The sequence below is a fragment of the Aporhodopirellula sallentina SM41 genome (assembly GCF_000346505.1).
Lineage (GTDB): Bacteria > Planctomycetota > Planctomycetia > Pirellulales > Pirellulaceae > Rhodopirellula > Rhodopirellula sallentina.
In genome coordinates, this window is sequence record NZ_ANOH01000009.1 from 1 (window position 1) to 19,463 (window position 19,463).

Consider the following 19,463-nt stretch of genomic DNA (forward strand, 5'->3'; position numbering starts at 1 on the left):
CTTCCGATCCTTTCAAGCGCCGAACGTTTCGTTGTCGAGCGGTCTCGATGCAGTATTGATGGTGAGGTTCGAATTGACATCGATAACCGATCGCGAGTTTGCGGTGTTTTCGTCACAGGCCGCGATCATCTCACGGCACTCTTGGGCGGAGTTCGCCATCGGTTTTTCACACAGGACGTGTTTGCCTGCTTTGGCTCCGCGGATGGTGAACTCATGGTGCATGCCGTTGGGCAGGACGATGTAGACGACGTCGATTTCTTCGTTCTCGCTGAGTTTGTCGAACGTGTCGTAGTCGTAAATGTTGTGCTGCGGGATGCCGTACTTTTCGGCCCACGTTTTCTCTTTGCTCGGCGTGCCGGTGACAATGCCCGCGAGTTTGGCGTGTTGGGTCTTTTGAAGTGCGGGGGCGATCTGTTTGGTGCTTAGCGAGCCCAGTCCGACCAACGCAAAGTTGACGGTGGATTTGGATTCAGCCGCGGATGAGGTGTGAACGCCAACGGTAGCGGCGGCGGTCAGTGATGCGGTCGCGTTGAGAAAGTTACGTCGATTGATTGTCATGGGTGGGCCAGTTGTGGGGACAGGGAATGATCTACCGAGATAGGGCTCATTATGCACGTTTGCGGCCGGGTTTGCTTTGTGGGGAGAGGGTTTGTTCGTGAGGAAATATTGGGGTTGGCTGGCTGGTGTTTGTTGACGCCGAGTGGCAGAGAGTTGGGGGAGGTCGTTGGAGTAAACCCTGGAGGCGATTTCGGGTGTTGGGATTGTGGTGGGGTGGATTTGGGCGGATTGGAATGGGAGATGTTTTTGACGCGGGGGCGCATGGTCGCAGAGACGCAAAGTCGCGGCGAGAGGCGGCGGATTTTGTATGGACCGTTCTTGATTGGGGATTGTTTTGGGGCGGACTCTGCCTGGGCTTGCTGTGGCTTGCGTGGAGGGAGGGCGGGCGGATAGATTCGTGACGGTCGTGCAGCTGTGTTCGGCTGTGTTTTGAGAACCTGTGCTGTGTGGGTTCGTCTTCGTCCATGCGGGACGGTGGAGTGAACGAGATGACTCAACCCTATCGAGCCTGTCATTGCTGTGGTTTGATCCATCATGTTCCGGCGTTGAACACAGATGAGAGAGCAGTCTGCACGCGGTGTCGTTCGACCATCTCGACGGGCCAATCGTCTCAGGTCGGTGCCAGTCGCACGGCGGCGGCTGCCGTGGCGGCGTTCGTTCTTTTTTGGCCTGCGGTGTTGTTGCCGATTCTCGAAGTCGAGCAATTGGGGCAGCATAGTGAGCAGAGCATTTTGACCGGGACGATCGGTTTGTTTCGTCACGGTAGTTACTTTGTCGGTGGCGTGGTGCTGTTGTTTTCGATCATCTTTCCCCTCGCGAAGATCGTCTTGCTGATTGAGTTGAGCTTGCTCGAACTGCTGCATCGCAAGCACAAGGCGTTGACGTTGCGGGCGATGGAGCATCTCGGTCGTTGGAGCATGATGGACGTCATGTTGCTCGCGTTTCTGGTCATGCTGGTCAAACTCGGTGATTTGGTTGAGTTCCATTTTGGTTCCGCGGTCATCGCATTCACGTTGTGTGTGGTGATGAGCATGATCGCCTCGCTGTCTTTTGATCCCCATTCGATCTGGGATGAATCGTATGAGTGAAACGGGTTTCCCGGAGTCTGATGTGGTTGCCCGCAAACGTGGAATCGGCACGCTTGCGTGGTCGCCGATGTGGATCGTGACGTTGGTGTGCGCGATCCTCGCGGTCGCGTTGACCTATGCGGCGTACGATGAGCCGGGAGTCTGGGTCAAAATTCGGTTCGACCGAGGGCACGGGCTCAAGGTGGGCGACGTGGTCATGTATCGGGGGATCGAGGTCGGTCGAGTCGGCGAGTTAAACCTGCGTGGCGAACTCGATGGCATCGACGTGCACGTTATCTTGGAACGAGATGCGGCGATGATCGCGAGCGAAGGTTCTCGGTTTTGGATCGTGCGGCCGCAGGTGAACGTGCAAGGGATCAGTGGTTTAGAAACCGCGATCGGGTCGAAGTATTTGAGTGTCATCCCCGGCGATTCCGGCCAACGTCAAACAGAATTTGACGGGCTCGAAACACCACCACCGTTGGGAGCGGATCGGGGCGGCATGGAGGTGGTTTTGCGTGGCGATGATCGGTGGGGCGTCAATCCTGGGTCTCCGCTGTCGTTCCGTGGGATCGAGGTGGGGCAAGTGCTCGGTAGTTCGTTGTCACCTGATGCACGGCACGTGGATACTCGGGTGAAAATCGATGCGAGGCATTTGTCGCTGTTGTCGAAAGATTCTAAGTTTTGGGTGACGAGCGGCGTGCAGATGGATCTCGGCATGAGCGGGTTGAAATTGTCGGCGGAATCGTTGTCGACGATCGCTCGTGGAGGAATCGCGTTCATCACGCCGGCTCCGGTGCAGCCAGGTGAAGCGGTTCAGCCGGGCGAAGTTTTTCGGTTGCACCGCAAAATGAAACAAGAATGGATCGACCGGGCGGCGGCGATCAACCAGTTTGCGAGTGATCCTCCCAAAGCTATTCGGGTGCGGGCCGATTGGACGGAAAGCTTCTTTGGAATCGCCCGGTCGAAGTCGCTGTCGAGTTGGGCGTTGGTGATTTCGATGCCCGAGGGCGGCGATGCTCTGTTGGTGCCGGCGAACGTGTTGCGGGCGCGCGAGGAAGCGGTGGATGACTCATTTCGCATCAACGTGCTCGATGGCGACGCGACCCTTCCCGTTCCGGTCGAAGGTCTGAAACGGAGCGGGCCGGCGGTCGCAGGTTTCGCGATCGATGCCGGCGAATTCGCGAGCGCGAACATACGTCCGGAGCGATTGAGAGTCTCGTCCACGCCGGAGGATGTTTATGCGGTGTCGTGGCGGGCGGTGGGATCGGATTCGTCGTCGCTATCGAGCGAAATCATGATCACGGAAATGATCGGCCGGGATCAATTGCGCCCCGATGGCGATCAGTGGCGGGTGCTGGATACCGTTATGAGTGCGGATGTATGGAACGGCGCACCTGTGATTGCCGCGGCGGACGAAAAACTGATTGGGATGTTGGTCGTTCGAGAAAATGAGACGGTGATCGTTCGAGTGAATTCGCTGCTCGGGAGTGAAAGCGATCAAACAGACGTTTCTGCGACCAAGTAAACCTTTGCTGAGCGGAAGGAGCGGGGGTGTGGGAATTTGCGGATACGGAGCGCGGCGATCGACGTGCTGTAAAAAGGGACAGAGATTTTTGGAATCTTGCAGATCAATTAGCCGAAGGGAGTTCACCCCGGTTGTCCCCGTGAACCGCGGCTAACGCCGATCGGTTGATGAGTTTACCAGCAGTTCTTGCATGGGGTGAAGCAACAAAAAAACACCGCTGCTCACCAATAGTGAGCGGCGGTGTTCTCGAATACGCGAACGGTTTTTCTGTTGCTGTTGGTGTTTTTTAGCGTGTTCTCAGATTTGACGTGTCCGATCGTTGTAACTGGATTCGTCGGAGTTCAGATTTTCGAAACCTGGCGTCATCGACTGCGTCATTTTTGAGAACGCTCTAGCGGTTCCTGGCAGTACCATTTTCGGGTAGTGGATCGTGCTAAAGATCCTGCTGCGTGAGGATCTTTAACAAGATCCACTACCGCCTACCCGAGGAAGGCGCTGCGTCAGAATGTTCGTGCGGATTATGACCGGTTTTGGTCTGCGACGAGGATGACGCGATCGCCGACTTTCACAGCGACGCCGGTAACGGAAACTTCGTCGCCTTTTTCAGGCACTTCACTTCTACTGACATCGCCCATGTCGACGGTCAATTTCTTGCCACTGTCGGTCTTTAGTTTCACAACGTGGTGCTCTTGTCCGCGGACCTTGGCCGTTTTGGTGGACTCGACGACGCCGTTGTATTCGTGGCCTACGCGGTTGATCTTTTTCGAACCGGCGTTTGGAATCGCGACCTTCGTTGCGAGCAAGACTTCCTTGTTGCCTCGCTTGACGATCGGGCCATGAAATTGGGCTCGATCACCCTGGAACAGTTGCGTGCCGAGGCTTTCCGATCCAAGGTCAACCCAGATCGTATCGCCGTTGTCTCGTTGGACGTGGAGCATCAACGCGAGGCTGTCGAGTCGGCGAACCATTTTCTGTTCTTCGATCGTGCCGCTTACCTGATGTTGTTTGCCGCTCAGTCCTTCTTTTACCGACTGTGCGATTTTGCTTGGATGCACGGCGGACTGAGTGGTCTGCGACAATTGGTTGTAGTCGTACGTGTCATACATGCCGTCGTTGTCGGCATCCTCGTACGTGACGTACGCGTCGTTGAGATAATCTCCGTCGCTGTCGATGTAGCGTGACGAACGTTCGTAGTTTCCATCCTCATCGCGATCTTCAAACGACTCGTAGCTTTCGTTGTAGTCACCACCATAAAAGGTGCTGGCATCGACGATCAGATCGTCGTTGTCAGAGTCGGTGCTGTTGTTCGCATCACTGTACGACCAAACTTCATCGTCCCAGCGACCGATCGCTTCGTCCGTTGGGTTGTAGTCGTTGCCGTCAAACCACTCGGACACGTCATACCAAGCATCGTCTTCGACTTTGCTGCCTTGGTCTTCGCGGTCGAAGTCACCTGTTTGTGCGGACACGTTTGACATCGCAGTCGCAGGGCCGATCGTGATCGCTGCGCAGGCGATAAGGGTGCGGAGTTTGTTGCGTTTTTGATTGATAGTTGACATGTGGTTTTCTCCATTGATGAGTTGTTAACGCCCACTAAGTAGTGGCGTCGTTCATTGCGGTCGGGCCTCGTTCCTCGTGTGAGAACGAGTGGTTGATGGCCATCGATACAGAATGTTCGATGGGCGACCTCTAAGGCGCCGCGGTCGTCGCGATGGCAGTTAGCCGACCGTTGTTATCAACAGAAGAGAACGCAAAGTGCATGCCAACGAACGGGGGACGATCGCTCGTGTAGCGGGCTCGGTTCGATTTATAGAAGGTTGGCGAAGTCTTCGATTGCCTGTCGCACTCGGCTGCGGGTGGCGTTTTCGTTTTGCCAATGTTCGACGAGGATTGAAAGGCGATCGTGATCGTTCGGGTTGATCGCCGGTTGAGCACCGAGGTCGCGACGGACGAGGCAGCGTTCGACTTCGTAGAGCAAACGTTCGGCGGATTGCCCGACACAGAGTTCGTCGAGTTTGGCGATGCAATCGTCGAGACATTGCTCGGCGTCTTCTAACCGGCCGAGTCGACGGTAGGCGGTTCCCAGGTCGCCCCACACGATTGCTTGGTGGAGTGAGTCCGGAGGGATGTGCCGAGTGACTTCGGGTCCGGTGAGTATCTCGGCGGACTCTTCGAAACGTTCGAGTTGCAATAACGCCGCGGCGCGGGCGGAGAGACAGATGGCGATGCCAACGTAGTCGTCGAGTTGACGATAAATCTCGAGTGCTTGATTCAGCGTTTCGCAGCACTGGCGGCTGTCTCCCGCGTCATCGGCGGCGAGTGCTCGGTTATTGAGTGACTGCGCGAGCGTCGGCAGGTCACCCAACCGGCGGCTGATTCTCTGGCAGCGATCGTAGTCATGTTCGGCCGATTCGAAGTCACCGCTCTCGGCCGACGCGGCGGCGCGACCGAGCAAGGCTTGTTGCAGGTGTCGCGGGTCGGAGCGATGTTCGACGCGCGTTTGTTGCCGCAGTGCGTGATCGAACAGGTTGCGTGCTTCGGCGATCCGTCCACGTTGCAAAGCGATCTTGCCCTCCTGCACCGTGAGGCCGGGGACAAACCGTTTGATCGAGTCCGCGACCGCTCCGGTGATTCGTCGGCCGGCCAATGGGCTGAGTGCGTCGCCCATGACCGAGTCGGCAATGGCTTGTCCTTGTTCGAGCAGCTCGGTGGCTTTGTCGAGGTGGCCGAGACGCCGATTGGTTTCGATCAGTTCGAGCAAAACTTCGAGCCGGGTGGCGTCATCAATTTGCGATTCGTTGGACGGGGCGAGGATCGGTTCGAGGAGCCCGACGGCTTCTGATCCGCGACTGTGTCGGAAGAGGATCTGAGACAACAAACAACGTGTGTCCACTTCCAATTCGAGGCCACGCGGAGCTGGAGTGGACGACAGTGCGGCGACCGGGTCGACGTCTTCTCGAGATTCAGGGGAGGCAAAGTACTCGAGCAAATCACGACACAGCCGTTCGGCGTGATCGGTTTGTCCGGCGAGGCGTTTGGCGTCGGCGAGGCGCACCATGAGTTCGATCCGATCAACACTCGAACTGAATGTGAGTCCCTTTTCGATCCGTTCGATTCGCAGGCGGCTGTCGAGTTGATCGGCACCGATACGGTCGGCGGTCAGGATGGCTCGGACGCATTTCGAGGCGAGATCGTCACTGAGTGATCCGTCCGCTTCGGTCAACCAGGACGCGGCTGCCCAAAGGTTGGTCGCGTAATGCCGGGCATCGATTTCCGAGAGCGGAATCGAGCCTTGCAACAGCGAGTCGAGCATCCCGGCGGCGATTTGGTTTCGAGTCTCGACCGGCAATGTGTCAAGAACATAACGGCGCACGGTGTTGTCGGCGTGAATGTGAATCGTTTCGTCGTCGTCACGTAGCCGCAGCAGTTGACGTTCCCGCAGCTCGTCGATCCAGTCCAACGGGTCGTCATCGATGGACTGCGAAAGGGGCGAGGATTCGTTGTGAGCTTCGATGAGGATTTCGGCAATCGCCATCGGCACCGGAGCCGGCCAGATTGCCAGTGCGTTGAGGGTGGTGAGTTGGCCTGGGTTGAGCAGGTCAACACTCCATCGCACAACGCTGTTGAGCGTTCGATGGCGGTCCGGGAGATCGGCTCGATTGCTTTTGAGAACACCGAAGGAACGGGTGAGTCGTTTGCGGAGATTGCTCAGCGTGAGAACGCCGACACGAGCGGCGGCCAGTTCGATCGCGAGCGGGTTGCCGTCGACAATTCGGCATATCTCTCGAATGTCGTCCTGTCCGGCGGGAGTGATCTCGAGCCCTGGTTTGACCGCTTCGGCGCGGCGAATGAACAGTTCACTTGCTTGGCGGAAGTCGTCCGTGCTCAGCGGCGGAAGCGTGACGACGCGTTCACCGCGAATCCGCAGTGGCAGTTGGCTGGTGACGAGCAGACGGAGGGCCGGGTTGCGGGAAAGCCAATCGTTGATCTGTTCCGCCGCGGTTCGAACGATTTGTTCAACGTTGTCGATCACCAACGTCAACGGTCCGCGAACGGCGATCGTTTGGGCGACGCGTCGACGCGAGGGTTCGTTAGGTTGTTGGGTGACCCCGAGTGCGGCGAGGATGGACGAGGCGAGTTGGTCGGCGTCCATCGCGGTGGCGGCGTCAACCCAGATGATGTCACCGGATGACTGCGGCGCGAGACGTTTGGCGATGACGGCCGCGGTTTGCGTCTTTCCGATTCCGCCGGTTCCGGTGAGCGTCAGCAGGCGGTTGTTTTCCTGCCCGAGCCACTCGACCGCGGAATCAATGATCTGATCTCGGCCGACCAAATCCGGTTCACTCCACGGGCAACCGACGAGTCTTCCCGGCCCGGTCGACTGGGCTGAATGCAACATCGAACTGAGTGCTTCGTCGGCGAACCGCTGCAGTTCCGTGGCCAATTCCGCGGCGGTCGCGTAACGGTCATCGATTCGTTTGGACAGACAACGCAGGCAGATTTTTGCTAGCTCGTCAGGGATGTCGTCACGGAGTTGCCCGGGCGGCACGACGCTGCGGGTTTGAATGGCTTCGAGAACATGCGATGTTGTCGAACCGCTGAATGGGAGTTGTCCGGTGAGCAATCGGTACAACATCACACCGAGGCTCCACACGTCGCTGCGGCCATCGAGGTGGTGCGTTTCGCCAAAGCTCTGTTCGGGCGACATGTAGGCGGGCGTTCCGAAGACCTTTCCCTCGAGCGTCTCTTGGTCGGATCGGCGAATCGCCAAACCGAAGTCGAGCACCGTTGGGTTGCCCCGTGAATCGATCAGCACGTTTTGTGGTTTGAGGTCGCAGTGGATCAAACCGGACAGGTGAGCGTGATGCACCGCACGGCTGATCCGGGCCATCACGCCAGCGAGTACTCGTTCGTCGGGGTTGGACGCGTTCCGGCAGAAGTCGGTCCACCAGGCGTCCATCGGTTCGGCATCGACCATCCGCATCACGAGGTGGACGTGTTCGGCGTCGACAATGACGTCATAGATCGTCATCAGGTCGGGATGGTCGAGACCGGCGGCGGTGCGTGCTTCGGCGACGAGGGCGTCCCGGTGGGCCAGGTTGCTGGCGAGTTCCGGGTGCAGCGTTTTGATCGCGACGTTTCGTTGGAGTTGTTGATCGTAGGCTTTCCAAACGACGCCAAAGCTGCCTTCGCCCAACAGTTTCTCGCGTTTGAAACGTGGCCGCAGTCCCAGCCAACTGTCGGTGGGTTCCGCCGATGTGACGGCAACGTTCGAAGAACCGACGAGCGTGTGCAGTGGGTCTTCATTGGTGCTCGGAGGCGTCGATGTCGCGTCCGATGATGGAGCCGACGACGTGTCCGATGGAGTGGATGACGCGTCCAGTTCCGAGAACCAGGTTTGCAGTTTCTGGCTGAACTCCGCGTGGGCGCGTGGGGAATCGAACGCGTCCGGTGGGAACTCGTCACGCCATTGTTCGAGCGACGGTAACTCACCGTGACGTTTCCGCAGTCGCCATTCGTCTTCGATTAAGTCCGCGGTCAGCACGATCGAGGGATATTCGGCGAGGTATTGCCGAAGGGGTTTGGCATCGTGATCGGCGGAACGATACCGGTACTCGAGGTCCATCCGCACGAGTTCGACGAGCAGTTGTTCGCGAAAGTTCGCGTCGTCGTTGTGTTCGTTGAGACGGTTGTCGAGGAACGAATCAATTTCGGGCGGACACCCATCGAGCCACTGCGATTCGAATTGATCGAGCAGGGCTTCTTCGCGCAGGTCATCGCTGGGCTTGCCATCACTGGGCTTGCCATCACTGGGCTTGCCATCACTGGGCTTGCCAACGCTGGGCAGGTCATTACTGGGCGAGTCGGACGGTGATCCGCTAGGCGATTCGTCGTCAGGCGTGCCTGGGTTTTCAGCCGAACTCATGTTGCCAATGTGTCGAGACGTTCACGCCAACGCGACCGCATTTTCTCGAGCAGTCGGCGAACGGTCCGTTCACTGCGGCCGACTCGTTCGGCGATTTCGGTCATTTCAAAACCTTGCATCCGCAGCCGCACGATTTCAATTTGGTGTTCATCCAAGTCGCTGGTCAAGTGATCGAATTCTTCCATCACGGCGGCCGCGGCGTCGGGCAATGGTTCCATCGCGGCGGCTTCGAAGCAACGGACGTTTTCGTCGCCGGGCAGGTTCGCGACCGATTGCTCGGCATCCATACCGCGTTTGGCGGCGCGGTGATGGGCGACCCGGCGGCGGAGTTTGTTTAGCGACATGACGACGAGCAATCGCCACAGGTCGCCGGTTTGATCGATTTGAAACTTTTGCTTTTCCACGCCGACGAAGAAACTGCGAAATGCGGATTGAACGATGTCTTCGGCGTCGACTCGGCGGTTGAGTTGCGAACTCATCCGGCGATGCACCATCGTGATTAACCGTGCGACATATCGATCGAATAACTCTTGCGAGGCGGCTTGGTCGCCTTGGCGGCATCGGTCGACGAGGATGACAGATTGTTCGTCCATCGCGGCACATCGGGTTGGCATTTCACGGGGCGTGTTCGAGTGCCATTGTAGCCCGAGGTGGATGCTTGTGACCCCGAGCGGTCAAGAAAATGAATACGGCAGAAAGATGAGCGTACGCGGTTGCGGAATGTGAGGATCACGGGTTTCGTTTCGTCACAGCGCGAATTCCGATCTGAGAATACCGATGTGAGAATTCCCCGGCGTGAGGAGCGCGAGTCTGATCAGGGCAGATTGCAGGCGGGTAGCACAGCGGGCGAGCGGAACACAAAAAAATGCGGCTGTCCCGGAGGGCAGCCGCATCGGCGGTGATTCAGATCGGAGTCAGACGCGGCCGGTTTGGCTGCGACGTCCGTTAAGCAAACGGGCTGTATTTGCCCGGGGTTGGGACGGGGTACTTGCCGTCTTCGCCGCGGACGACCGGTGGGGTCGACTTGAGGGTGTACTCGTCGATGCCCGGAGCGAGGTCATGGCCTTTCTCGAGCAGTTCGTCCCAACGAACGATCTTGCCCGAGTAGCAAGCCTCGCGGCCGAGGATCGCGGTGAAGGTGGACTTCGCGCCGTATTCGCCTTCGTTGTAGATTTCGCCCCGCATCAGAGCTTCGATCAGGTCGTGTTGCTCTTGTTGGTGACCGTTGACGCGTTTGCCTTCGAACGCCCACGCGTTCTCGCCGTTGATTTTGCCGTTCGGGTTTGCGGTCCCCTTGGTGCCTTGGGCGAACTCGCCGACGTGGTTCCATGCTCCGCGAAGGTGGCGACCTTGGCTGAACATTTTGTGCCGTCGGCGAAGGTGTATTCACAGAACGTGTGGTCAAAGATTTGCGATTTGGAACCGTCGCCACCTTCACGTTGTTGGTGACCGCCCATGCCGTTGCATTCGACCGGGTAGGCTCCCTTGACCCAGCAACCGACGTCGAGGTTGTGGATGTGCTGTTCGCAAATTTGATCGCCGCAGAGCCAATTGAAGTGGTACCAGTTGTTGGTTTGGAACTCCATCTCGGTTTGGTCATTGGTTTTGTTCTTGTACCAGATGCCGCCACCGTTCCAGTAAACCTGTTGCGAGATCACGTCACCGATGGCACCGTCGTGGATGCGGGCAACGGTTTCCATGTACGAAGGTTCGTGACGTCGTTGCAGGCCGATGCCGACCATCAGGTTTTTCTTCTTGGATTCTTCCACCGCTTTGAGAACACGGCGAACACCGGGGGCGTCGGTCGCGACCGGTTTTTCCATAAAGATATGACGTCCCTTCGCGACGGCATATTCGAACTGTTGTGGTTTGTAACCCGGTGGGGTTGCGATCACGACGAGATCGCAGTCGACGTCGATGGCTTTCTTGTATCCGTCGAGCCCGGTGAAGATTTGGTCTTCGGGCACGTCGACTTTATCGCCGTGGCGACGGGAGAGTTGGTTGAGGGCTTCGCGACATTTGCCTTCGAACGCGTCATGAACAGCGACGAGTTTAACGTTGCCTTTGGTGTTCATGATGTTGGCGGCGGCACCTTTTCCACGCCCACCGCATCCGATCACGACAAAACGGATCACGTCATCACCGGCGGCGTGAGCGTTGGGGACCGCCATCGTCCTGAGGCCCGCGCCGGCACCGAGGGCGGTGCCCGCGACTACCGATGAGTTCTTCAAAAAGCCACGGCGGGAATCGGGAGTTTCGATTGCGGACGTGGGGGTGATGATGGATGAGGGCGCGGAGGTCTGCTTCGAGTTTTCCATGTTGTTCTCGGATCAATGGAGTTAGCAACAATCGCCGCCGATGCTTCGGTGGGATTATGAAGGGGTGGGAAACGTTGGAGGGACGAGACCGCCGTTTGCGGGCGTCTCGTGTTCTCGGCTGAACTCGATCCAACGACACGGTGTGGGTCGTCGCGAGCGGGGCGAGTGAGACAGATTGTAAACGAAATGCGTTGTCTTCGCACGTCGATCGGGGCGGGATTTTCCCAAAGCTGCTTTTAGGGTGGTTTCAGCAAACTTCGTGTCCGAGAAGGCTGCGCGGGCGATTCGCAAAGCGTTCTGTTGGATACGCGCACAATCGAGAGTCCGGTGGTGCGGGCCGGTCCCGAATGCCCGGTTTTGAATGCCCGGTTTTGAGTGCCTTGTTCGAGAGCCGTTCGCCGGTGGCAGCCCCTGCGGGGGAGGCGGGCACGAGGTGGGCGGTTTTCCGAGGGCGGCAGGTGGGCGGGACGAACCGCTCGGGCGCATCCCGCGTCCTGAATCGGAGGTGATTGGAAGGATTTGGCAGTTGTATCGATAAAATCGTCAGTCGCTATGCGGCTAGGCCTACCAAAAAGGCAGAATTCGCTTTGCCGGTCAGCCAATTTGCGTAGACTGAGTGGACAATGCGGACTGCCGGTACCCTGCCGGCCTCCGCTCTTGTCTAATCCTTTTCCTTCCATGCAATTTCTCGCGTCGGGTCCGCATTGATGTGTGCCGCGTGATGATTCGCCGCACTGGTTTTCGCAGTGATTTTTTTGTCTCTCGAACCCGCTAATCGTTCGAGGCCGGGTCCCGCACGCCTGTTCACTGGGCGATGGGTGTCGTTCCTCCTGTTGATCGCGTTCTTCGCGGTACCGGGATCGGTTCGTGTCGACGCTCAGGGGCCGGGGACTTTGCCGCCGCCGGGGTTGTTCGATCAGGCCAATCCGTGGCCGGAGCAGTTGCAGGGGATTCAGCCCGAGGCGTTTCTTTTTCAAGACGAATCGAACACGCCCGTGGTGATGCCGCGGATGTCCTTTGAGGAGATCGACCGTCTGCGAAAGCTCGACCGCGGGATGCGATCGGGAGACCGGGCGGCGACTCTCGAAAGATTGGCGATCGACGGAACCGTTGAACCGACACGAGCCCACTGGCGGGCGGACTTGATCGTCCGTTTGGAATCGGCCGCGGTGCGCGAACTGGCGGGGCGTTCGGTGGTGGTCGATCTCGGTTTCGCCGGGGCTCACTTGATCGAGGCGGCGGACGTTCGATTTGTCCGAGCCGGTTCGCTCAATGGGGACACACAGCAGGATGTTGGCAGCGGCCTAGCGGATCCTTCGGGGAAAACAGAGTCTTCGGGGGAAAATCAGCTTTCTGGGAAAATCGTTCCCGGGGCCTACGTTCGTTTGCCGCCTCCGTCGGAGTTTTCGGTGGTGGGGCGATCGGGAACGGGCCCAGAGTTATCCGAGACGTCGGCGGTGTTGGGACCGATACCGGCGAACGCGTCGGATTCATCTTCGTTGCCGACCACGTTTCCCGGGACGCTGCGGCAGGCGATCGGCAACGGGGGCAATCCGTGGAGTGGTGCCGCGGGATATCAGTTGGTGATACCAGCTGAATCGGTACTCGATCCCCTGACGCTGCCGGGCGAACCGCCGCTCATTCGCGTCAAGCTCAAAATGTCAGCGCGGTTGTGGTCGACTCCTCCTCGACAAGCGTGGTTGCCTGTTCAATTGCCACAAGTGCCGACGACGATGCAGATGCGTTTGCGACCGATCGACGACGACTCGGTTTCGATCGCTTCGTTGGACGTGGTCGGTTCGGGCCGAGAAGTGGTTCGGCGGATCGAATCTACCAACGTCTTTGTGATCGAATGTGACGGAGGCCTCGTCGCGTTGCGATGGGTGGCTGCGGCGGGGCCATCGGGCGACGCCGGTGACCTGATCGAGGTCGAATCGGAAACGCAGTTGCAGTGGGAATCGCCGACCGAGCCGCCATCGATGGATGTGCGTTTGATGGCGAGGAATCTACGTGGACCGCTGGGCGGTTGCGAGATCCGTTTGCCTGCCGCGGCGGTGTTGGTGTCGCCTCCCGAAGTGATCGCGACGAGCTCGGACGGTCGAGATGCGGCCGGTTCCGGTGCAACCAATGGTACCGCCGACGCGTCGTTGTGGAACATCAGCATCACTCGCTCCGGTGGCGCGTCGCCGGATGAAAACGCATCGGCCGCGCAAGCAAACAACCCGGCGGCCAACGGCGGCGATTCATCGGGAGGCAGCGGTGGAAACGGAGGCGTTGTTCCGGCGACCAAGATCAACGTCCGTTGGGCGGGAGGGGGCGACAGTCAGGCACCATCGTCGGTTCGTTTGCGATTGCAACTGCGGCAGTTTCCTCCTGAAGCCACCGCCGCGGACCCGTGGGTGTTGACCGTGCCGCAGGTCGCCGGCGCGATCGGTCACCGGGGTCAGGTAACAATCCGGACGGCCGGTGATCATCGCCTGCGTTGGCGGCCACGACTGGGGATCGATGCGATTGTTTCCCAGCAGGCCGGTGAAACTAGCGGCGAATTGGTGTACCCGTTTCGGTTCACGCAAACACGGTTCGAACTGCCGGTGTGGTTGTCGGGGAAACAGCAGCAGATTCGTTTGACGGGCGAAGCCGAGTTGCAGGTGACTCGCCGTGCCGCTCGGGTGCAGATCGACCTGCGTGCGGGCAGCGGTGGAATCGACCCGAAGGGGTTGCGTTTGGAAACCGGACCTTGGCGATTGTTGGGGATCACGACCGAGAGCCGCAACGCGTCACTGGAGATCAGCACGACGGGAGAATTGGTCGAATGGCAGGTTGATACGCCGGACGGGAAATGGCCCGAGCGTTACCGAATCACGGCTGAGTTGTTGGCCTCGGCGACAACGGACGATTTCAAATCGTTGGTGCTGCCACGGGTTTTGACGACGGACGCGAGCACCGTGCTCAGCGACGTGCAGTTGACGGTCGTGGACGGCCGACGTGAATCCTGGTTGGTGGATTTGGCCGAAAGTCCGACGCTGCAGCGGATCGGTGGGCAGACCGATTCGAAGTTTCGAATCCTCAGCCCCGAGTCACCATGGACGCTCACGGGCAGTTTCGCATCGCGGCCACTGCAACTGCAGTGGACCGGCGAAGTCGCGATGACGCAAACGAGCGATCGATGGTTGTCACGATCGGTTTGGACAATCACGAGCCCGTTGGACCTCGAAGGACGTTTGCGTTTCTCGATCCCTCATATCGATCCAGTAAGCGATGAGGCACGCTCCGCGTCCGGCGATCCGTCAAACCAATCGACGGATGAGTCCGACGATGGCGAGACGTCCGATTTGGAATCGTCCTCGGAGAGTATCTATTCGGAATCCGATGCAGGCGAAGCCGATCCCGGCAACGACGCGGCGGATACCGAAGTCGACGAAGCCGGGCAGTGGTTGGCGACCGTTGACGGTGGACCGGCGATCGTCCGCAGCGCGGGACCATCGGACTCGAATGCATTCGCGGGCAGCAAGAGATTTGAAATCGTCTCACCGAGACTCGACTCGGGGACACACCGCATTGAATTGGTTTTTCAACCACCGATCGTCGCATCGCCTCGCCAGTTGCAGAACTCCGGGATGCCGGACAGCCCGGTGTCGCGTGGCGAGATCGCGAGCCTGATCACGATCCCGAGCCCGGTAGCTGACCAAGTTGATTTGAAGGCACCGCTGCGGGTTGAAATGCCGATCGGCGTGACCGATTCGTCAGGCGGGTTCTGGCGAGTGTTGCCCGAAAGCGATGGCGTGCTGGGCAACTTGCGGGAAGCCGGTCGTTTCGAGTGGATGGTCGAATCGTCCTCGGGCGAGACCTCGTCGGGGGAGTCGTCTCTGGATGATGCCGGTGTGCGAACGAACGCGTCGGATCGTGCGAACCGTTGGACGTTTCGTGTGCTGCCTGATTTCCCGATCCCGGTCGTTCTACGCAGCCGGGTGGGCGAAGAGCGGCTGACCGAGATCCCTCGATCTTATTTGCGCAGTTTGGTTGGGAAGCAGTTCCGTCACGAACACTTGCTCGCGTCGGTGCGGGGCGGGCGTCGTGTGCGTCTCGGATTGCCGGCGACGTTGCAGACCATTCGCGTCGAGGTGATGCTCGATGGAGTCCCGGTGGCGAGTACGCGAGATGCGACCGGTCTGCGGATCGATCTTCCCGAACGCAACGAATTCGTGCCGCTCGATCTGAACGCGTCCGAAGCCGCCGCGAGTGGAACGCTCGGCACACAGCCCGCTACGACATCATCGCGAACGTCCGAGTTGTCGGTGCGATCGGGCAACACGACACCGGACACTCACTTACTCGACGTGCGGATTTGGACGGAAGAGCCCAACAACCCGTGGTGGTCGCGATGCGAACCGTTGATCCGTTTGCCGGTTGGATCGGGGCTGCAGTATTGGCAACTGGTCGTCCCAGCGGACTCGCATCTATTTTGGGCGTCCTCGGAATCCGGCAAAGCGATGCGGTGGGAACGCGACCGATTGAGGATGGCTCGAGTGCCCGCGATCAGTGACGCGGCATTGATCCGGTGGGCATTGGATTTGGATTGGCAATTAGGCGACGGCATTTCGGTGGCCCTGCCGCAACGCAGTCCTAATGCATCGGGCAATTCCGACGGCAGCGGCAACGGAGTATCCAACGGAGGAGTCGCCGGGGCGGACCGCACGAGGTCGGCCGAGGCGATCTTGCAGGCGGCGATCCGCGAGTCGATGTCGAATTCGACGTTCACCGTACCGGGGAATCGCTATCTGTTCTTTGCCGGGAATGTGTTTTCGTTCAACACGATCACGGTGTCACGAACCATTTTGTGGCTCGCCGTGGGCGGTTTGGTTTTGTTGCTCGCCGCAGCGTTTCAATGGTTCCCATCTTTGCACCATCCGTTGGTCGCGTTCGTGTTGGCGATCGCGTTGGCGGGGTTGCTCGTGGTCGCGCCGGACGGCGTGGTTTTGACAGCCCAATTGGTGATGATTTCGTTGACACTCGTCGCGGTGTTCTACGCCGTTTCCGCGGTTGCGGTGCCGCGTACCGGCCAACGGGTTCTGCAATCACGTGGTTCGAGCAGAGACAGTGTCTCGCGTCGCAGCGAAGGGTCGCGCCATAGCGAAGGGGCGCGCCGAGGCGACGGATCACGACGTGGCGAATCACCGCTCGCTCCCGGAAAATCTTCGGGCCGCGACTCGCGTGAATCACCGACCGAGACGCAGGATTTCGATCCTCGCTATCAGCCTGCCGCCGCGGATTCGTCCCCGTCGGGAATGCCAACGGCTAGCCTAGCGAAACCTGCCAGTCCCGGGAAACCCGACAGCCTCGGGAAACCTGCCGGCGAGAATCCGGAAGATGCACCGGGCGGCCAACCGGAGTCTGGTTCGGATGTGTTGGACGTCTCCGATCCGGGTTCGTCGGAGGCTGTCCGGTGATCACCACATCTCGTTCCCTCGCAGGAGCGTCTTCGGTGCACCATGAACCGCGATGGCGGTCGATGGTCTTGGCTTCGTTGGCATTCTTCCTGCTTTGCCCCCCCGCACTGTCGCCGGTCTACGGACAAGAAGCAGACACGGTCGCGACCGAACAGGAGGCGACGAGCGAAGATGTTCAAGCCGAAGAAGTACCAAGCGAAGAAGTTCCAAGCGAAAACGTCGAGGCTGCGGTTGACTCGGAAGGAAAGGCGGATGACGCAGGATCCGGTGATGCGGGAGCCGATAAAACCGAGTCTGATAACATCGAATCGGCGGAAACCGAGTCGTCTGCTGCTGCGGTGAAACACATGAAGGCGGATCATCCGCTGGCGACCTCTCAGTGGCGACGGCGAAAACCGCGATGGATCGCCGTCTATGGCTCGCAATTGGCTGACATGATCCCGCAGTCCTTTCGCCCCATCTCGATCGAAGATCTGACCGCTGCTCTCCGCGATGCGCCGCAGTCGGCGCTTCGGGTTTCGCCGGCTCCGGTGCAACACGTGGTTGTCGTCGCTCGCGTCCAAGACAACCATTTATTGAGTGAACGCAGCACGTTGTTGTTGCCTGGTTCGATCGCCGATCCGGACGCGGAACAATCGAATCAAGAGAATCCGTCAACGATGATGCAGCGATATCGTCTCGGGCCGCTGAATTTGTCGTTGATCGATAGCAATGAGGGACGTGAGGATGCGGCCAGCGTTGACGATATCAGCATCGACGACTCCGACGTTGACGATACTGATTCCGAACAGGTCGATGCCGATGCGGAGAATATCGACGGTGAAGTTGACTCGCAGGATCCGGTGACGTCGTCATTGGGTGATCGTGCTCTTCGGCCGCGAATCGTCAGCGACGTGTCGGGTGATTGCTTTGCCTTGGGACGGCCCGGCGAAAAGATCGATTTCCGATGGACGGCGCGGTGCACTCATGTTGCTCGAGGCCGGCGATGGCAGTTGCGACTCCCCGAAGCCACCGTGACTCGGTTTTGGATTAACGTTCAAGCCAGCGAAACGATCGAAGTCGACGGTGGTTCGGTTGTGCCGATGGACCGTCCGCCAACGCCTGAAGAACTCGGGCTGTTCGAAACCGCGAACAACGACGATCAACCGAGTGATGCAGTCGAAGACGACGTTGAAGGGGATGTCGAAGAGTATATTGACGCTGATGACGATTTCACTCAGGAATTTGACGGCTCTTGGTATCTGATCGAGCCGACGCCCGGGCAAATGTTGACACTCTTGCTGCGATCTTTGCCGCCGCAGGAGTCAACGCAGGCAGGCCAGGACGAGGAGCAAACGGCTTCGTCACCGTCAACGGGTTCGAGAGCAGAACCGTCGGCCGATTCATCGGAAGGGACGCCGAGTGCGAGTGAACTCGACATGATGTCTGTCGTCCGTGGTTGTCGTTTCCAGGCCCGGTGGATGGGGAATCATCTGCGTTGGTCATGTCGCATGACGCTCGACGCGAATGACGAAATCGCCTTGTCCGAGTTGGCTTGGTTGGACGCGGAGGTCACCGCGGTTCGCCGCGATGGTGTTGATGTGCCATTCGAGTGGACCGGAGAACGTGTGCGTTGGACGGCACCGATCGAAGACAAAGCGGTGAATCCGATGGAGACGACTTCCAGTGCGAACGTAACAGTTTCCTTTGTATTCGAAGGCGTTTCCAAACAGGATGGGAAGCTGGTCCGGTTGCCACAACCGCGGTTCCCGGACGGACGTTTTCTGGTGCCGCCTCAAACCTGGCAGATGCAATTGGAGGTTCCCTCGTGGAGCGTGCTGCGGGAGATTCACCTTCCTGACGGATGGAACGTTCGGCAGCTCGATCCGGATGTCGCACGGCCGCTCGAACGAATCGGTGGGACAGGAACCTCGGAGAATACCGAACGATCGAGCGATGCCACGTCGACATGGCTGGCATCGGGACCGCCACCGAAAACGGACGAAGCCTGGTCGATGACCGTCGTGCCGAACGACGCTCTTGTTTTTGCCAACCATCAGGTCCGTTTCGAGATGGATGAAACATCGATCCAGGCAAGAGGGAAGGTCACTGTGGAGATGCCTCCCGGGGCGGTCAAGCCGATCGTGATGGAGATCCAAGACGGTTTTCAGTTCGAATTTGTGGGCGTCGGCGAAGCACGGCGGAGCGTCCCGACCGGGCCACCGGTCGGCCGGGGACGGCGGCTAACGATTTGGCCGGGAGGCAATGAGATCGTCGACAATCGGGTTTCGGTGTACGTGACCGCTCGGGCCCGACGAAATAGCCTCTATCGACAAAACAACAATTGGCCCAATTCCAACGCGGACGCGTCGAACGATTCGGATGAAGCGGCGACAACGGCCCTGCCATCTCCTGCGGCGAACGCGACCGCCGGCGCAGCCCAAACAGCCAACGCAAAAACGGCGACCAAGAACGCCGCGGATAATACAAACAAAAACGATCAAAAGAAGGAAAACTCGCCCCAGCGTCCAGGTGCTCCGTCGAGTTTGACCGGCGTGAAACCGCCCGGTAATCGCGGCGCAGCGATCGCGGGTCAATCGATCCAACCGGTCGGTTCGTTGTGGCTGATTCGAGCGGTGG

The 19,463-nt window shown here is 59.1% G+C and carries 9 protein-coding genes and 1 pseudogene; 4 read left to right on the top strand and 6 right to left on the bottom strand.

The annotated features are described in order from the left end of the window. Window positions 1–12: 12 nt before the first annotated feature. Window positions 13–558, bottom strand: a complete 546-nt coding sequence (locus RSSM_RS00685; protein ID WP_008673309.1) for a Gfo/Idh/MocA family protein — start codon at window positions 556–558, stop codon at window positions 13–15. Between the two features lie 488 nt (window positions 559–1,046). On the opposite strand from RSSM_RS00685, the gene RSSM_RS00690 reads away from it, so the two are divergent. Together RSSM_RS00690 and RSSM_RS00695 are read left to right on the top strand one after the other, a co-directional pair. Beyond that, entirely contained in the window at window positions 1,047–1,646 is a 600-nt protein-coding gene (locus RSSM_RS00690) for a paraquat-inducible protein A (protein ID WP_063708994.1), read from the top strand. Beyond that, window positions 1,630–3,153, top strand: a complete 1,524-nt coding sequence (locus RSSM_RS00695; protein ID WP_052335963.1) for an MlaD family protein — start codon at window positions 1,630–1,632, stop codon at window positions 3,151–3,153. The genes RSSM_RS00690 and RSSM_RS00695 overlap by 17 nt, the downstream gene beginning before the upstream one ends. Before the next feature lie 518 nt (window positions 3,154–3,671). Here the strand turns inward: RSSM_RS00695 and RSSM_RS00700 are convergent. From RSSM_RS00700 to RSSM_RS00715, 5 genes are all read right to left on the bottom strand, one after another. Then, window positions 3,672–4,712: a hypothetical protein gene (locus RSSM_RS00700; protein WP_008673320.1), complete on the bottom strand. Its 1,041-nt coding sequence runs from the start codon at window positions 4,710–4,712 to the stop codon at window positions 3,672–3,674. A gap of 248 nt (window positions 4,713–4,960) precedes the next feature. Then, the gene (locus tag RSSM_RS00705) at window positions 4,961–9,079 is read right to left on the bottom strand and encodes a protein kinase domain-containing protein (RefSeq protein ID WP_008673323.1); all 4,119 of its coding nucleotides are present in this window, start codon (window positions 9,077–9,079) and stop codon (window positions 4,961–4,963) included. After that, on the bottom strand, window positions 9,076–9,672 hold the full coding sequence (locus RSSM_RS00710; protein ID WP_160168078.1) for an RNA polymerase sigma factor: 597 nt from the start codon (window positions 9,670–9,672) through the stop codon (window positions 9,076–9,078). Before RSSM_RS00710 ends, RSSM_RS00705 begins: the two co-directional genes overlap by 4 nt. A 352-nt stretch (window positions 9,673–10,024) precedes the next feature. Next, window positions 10,025–10,264, bottom strand: a complete 240-nt coding sequence (locus tag RSSM_RS34380) for a hypothetical protein (protein ID WP_008673327.1) — start codon at window positions 10,262–10,264, stop codon at window positions 10,025–10,027. Between the two features lie 11 nt (window positions 10,265–10,275). Next, window positions 10,276–11,397, bottom strand: a complete 1,122-nt coding sequence (locus RSSM_RS00715) for a Gfo/Idh/MocA family protein (protein ID WP_236620857.1) — start codon at window positions 11,395–11,397, stop codon at window positions 10,276–10,278. An 818-nt stretch (window positions 11,398–12,215) separates the two neighbouring features. On the opposite strand from RSSM_RS00715, the gene RSSM_RS00720 reads away from it, so the two are divergent. Both RSSM_RS00720 and RSSM_RS00725 read left to right on the top strand, forming a co-directional pair. After that, window positions 12,216–16,844 carry an ICP22 family protein gene (locus tag RSSM_RS00720; RefSeq protein ID WP_008673335.1) on the top strand — a complete coding sequence of 1,543 codons (4,629 nt, stop codon included), beginning with the start codon at window positions 12,216–12,218 and terminating at the stop codon, window positions 16,842–16,844. Beyond that, window positions 16,841–19,463 (top strand): annotated as a pseudogene (locus RSSM_RS00725) (hypothetical protein); the annotation flags it as partial. The gene RSSM_RS00720 and the pseudogene RSSM_RS00725, both read left to right, overlap by 4 nt.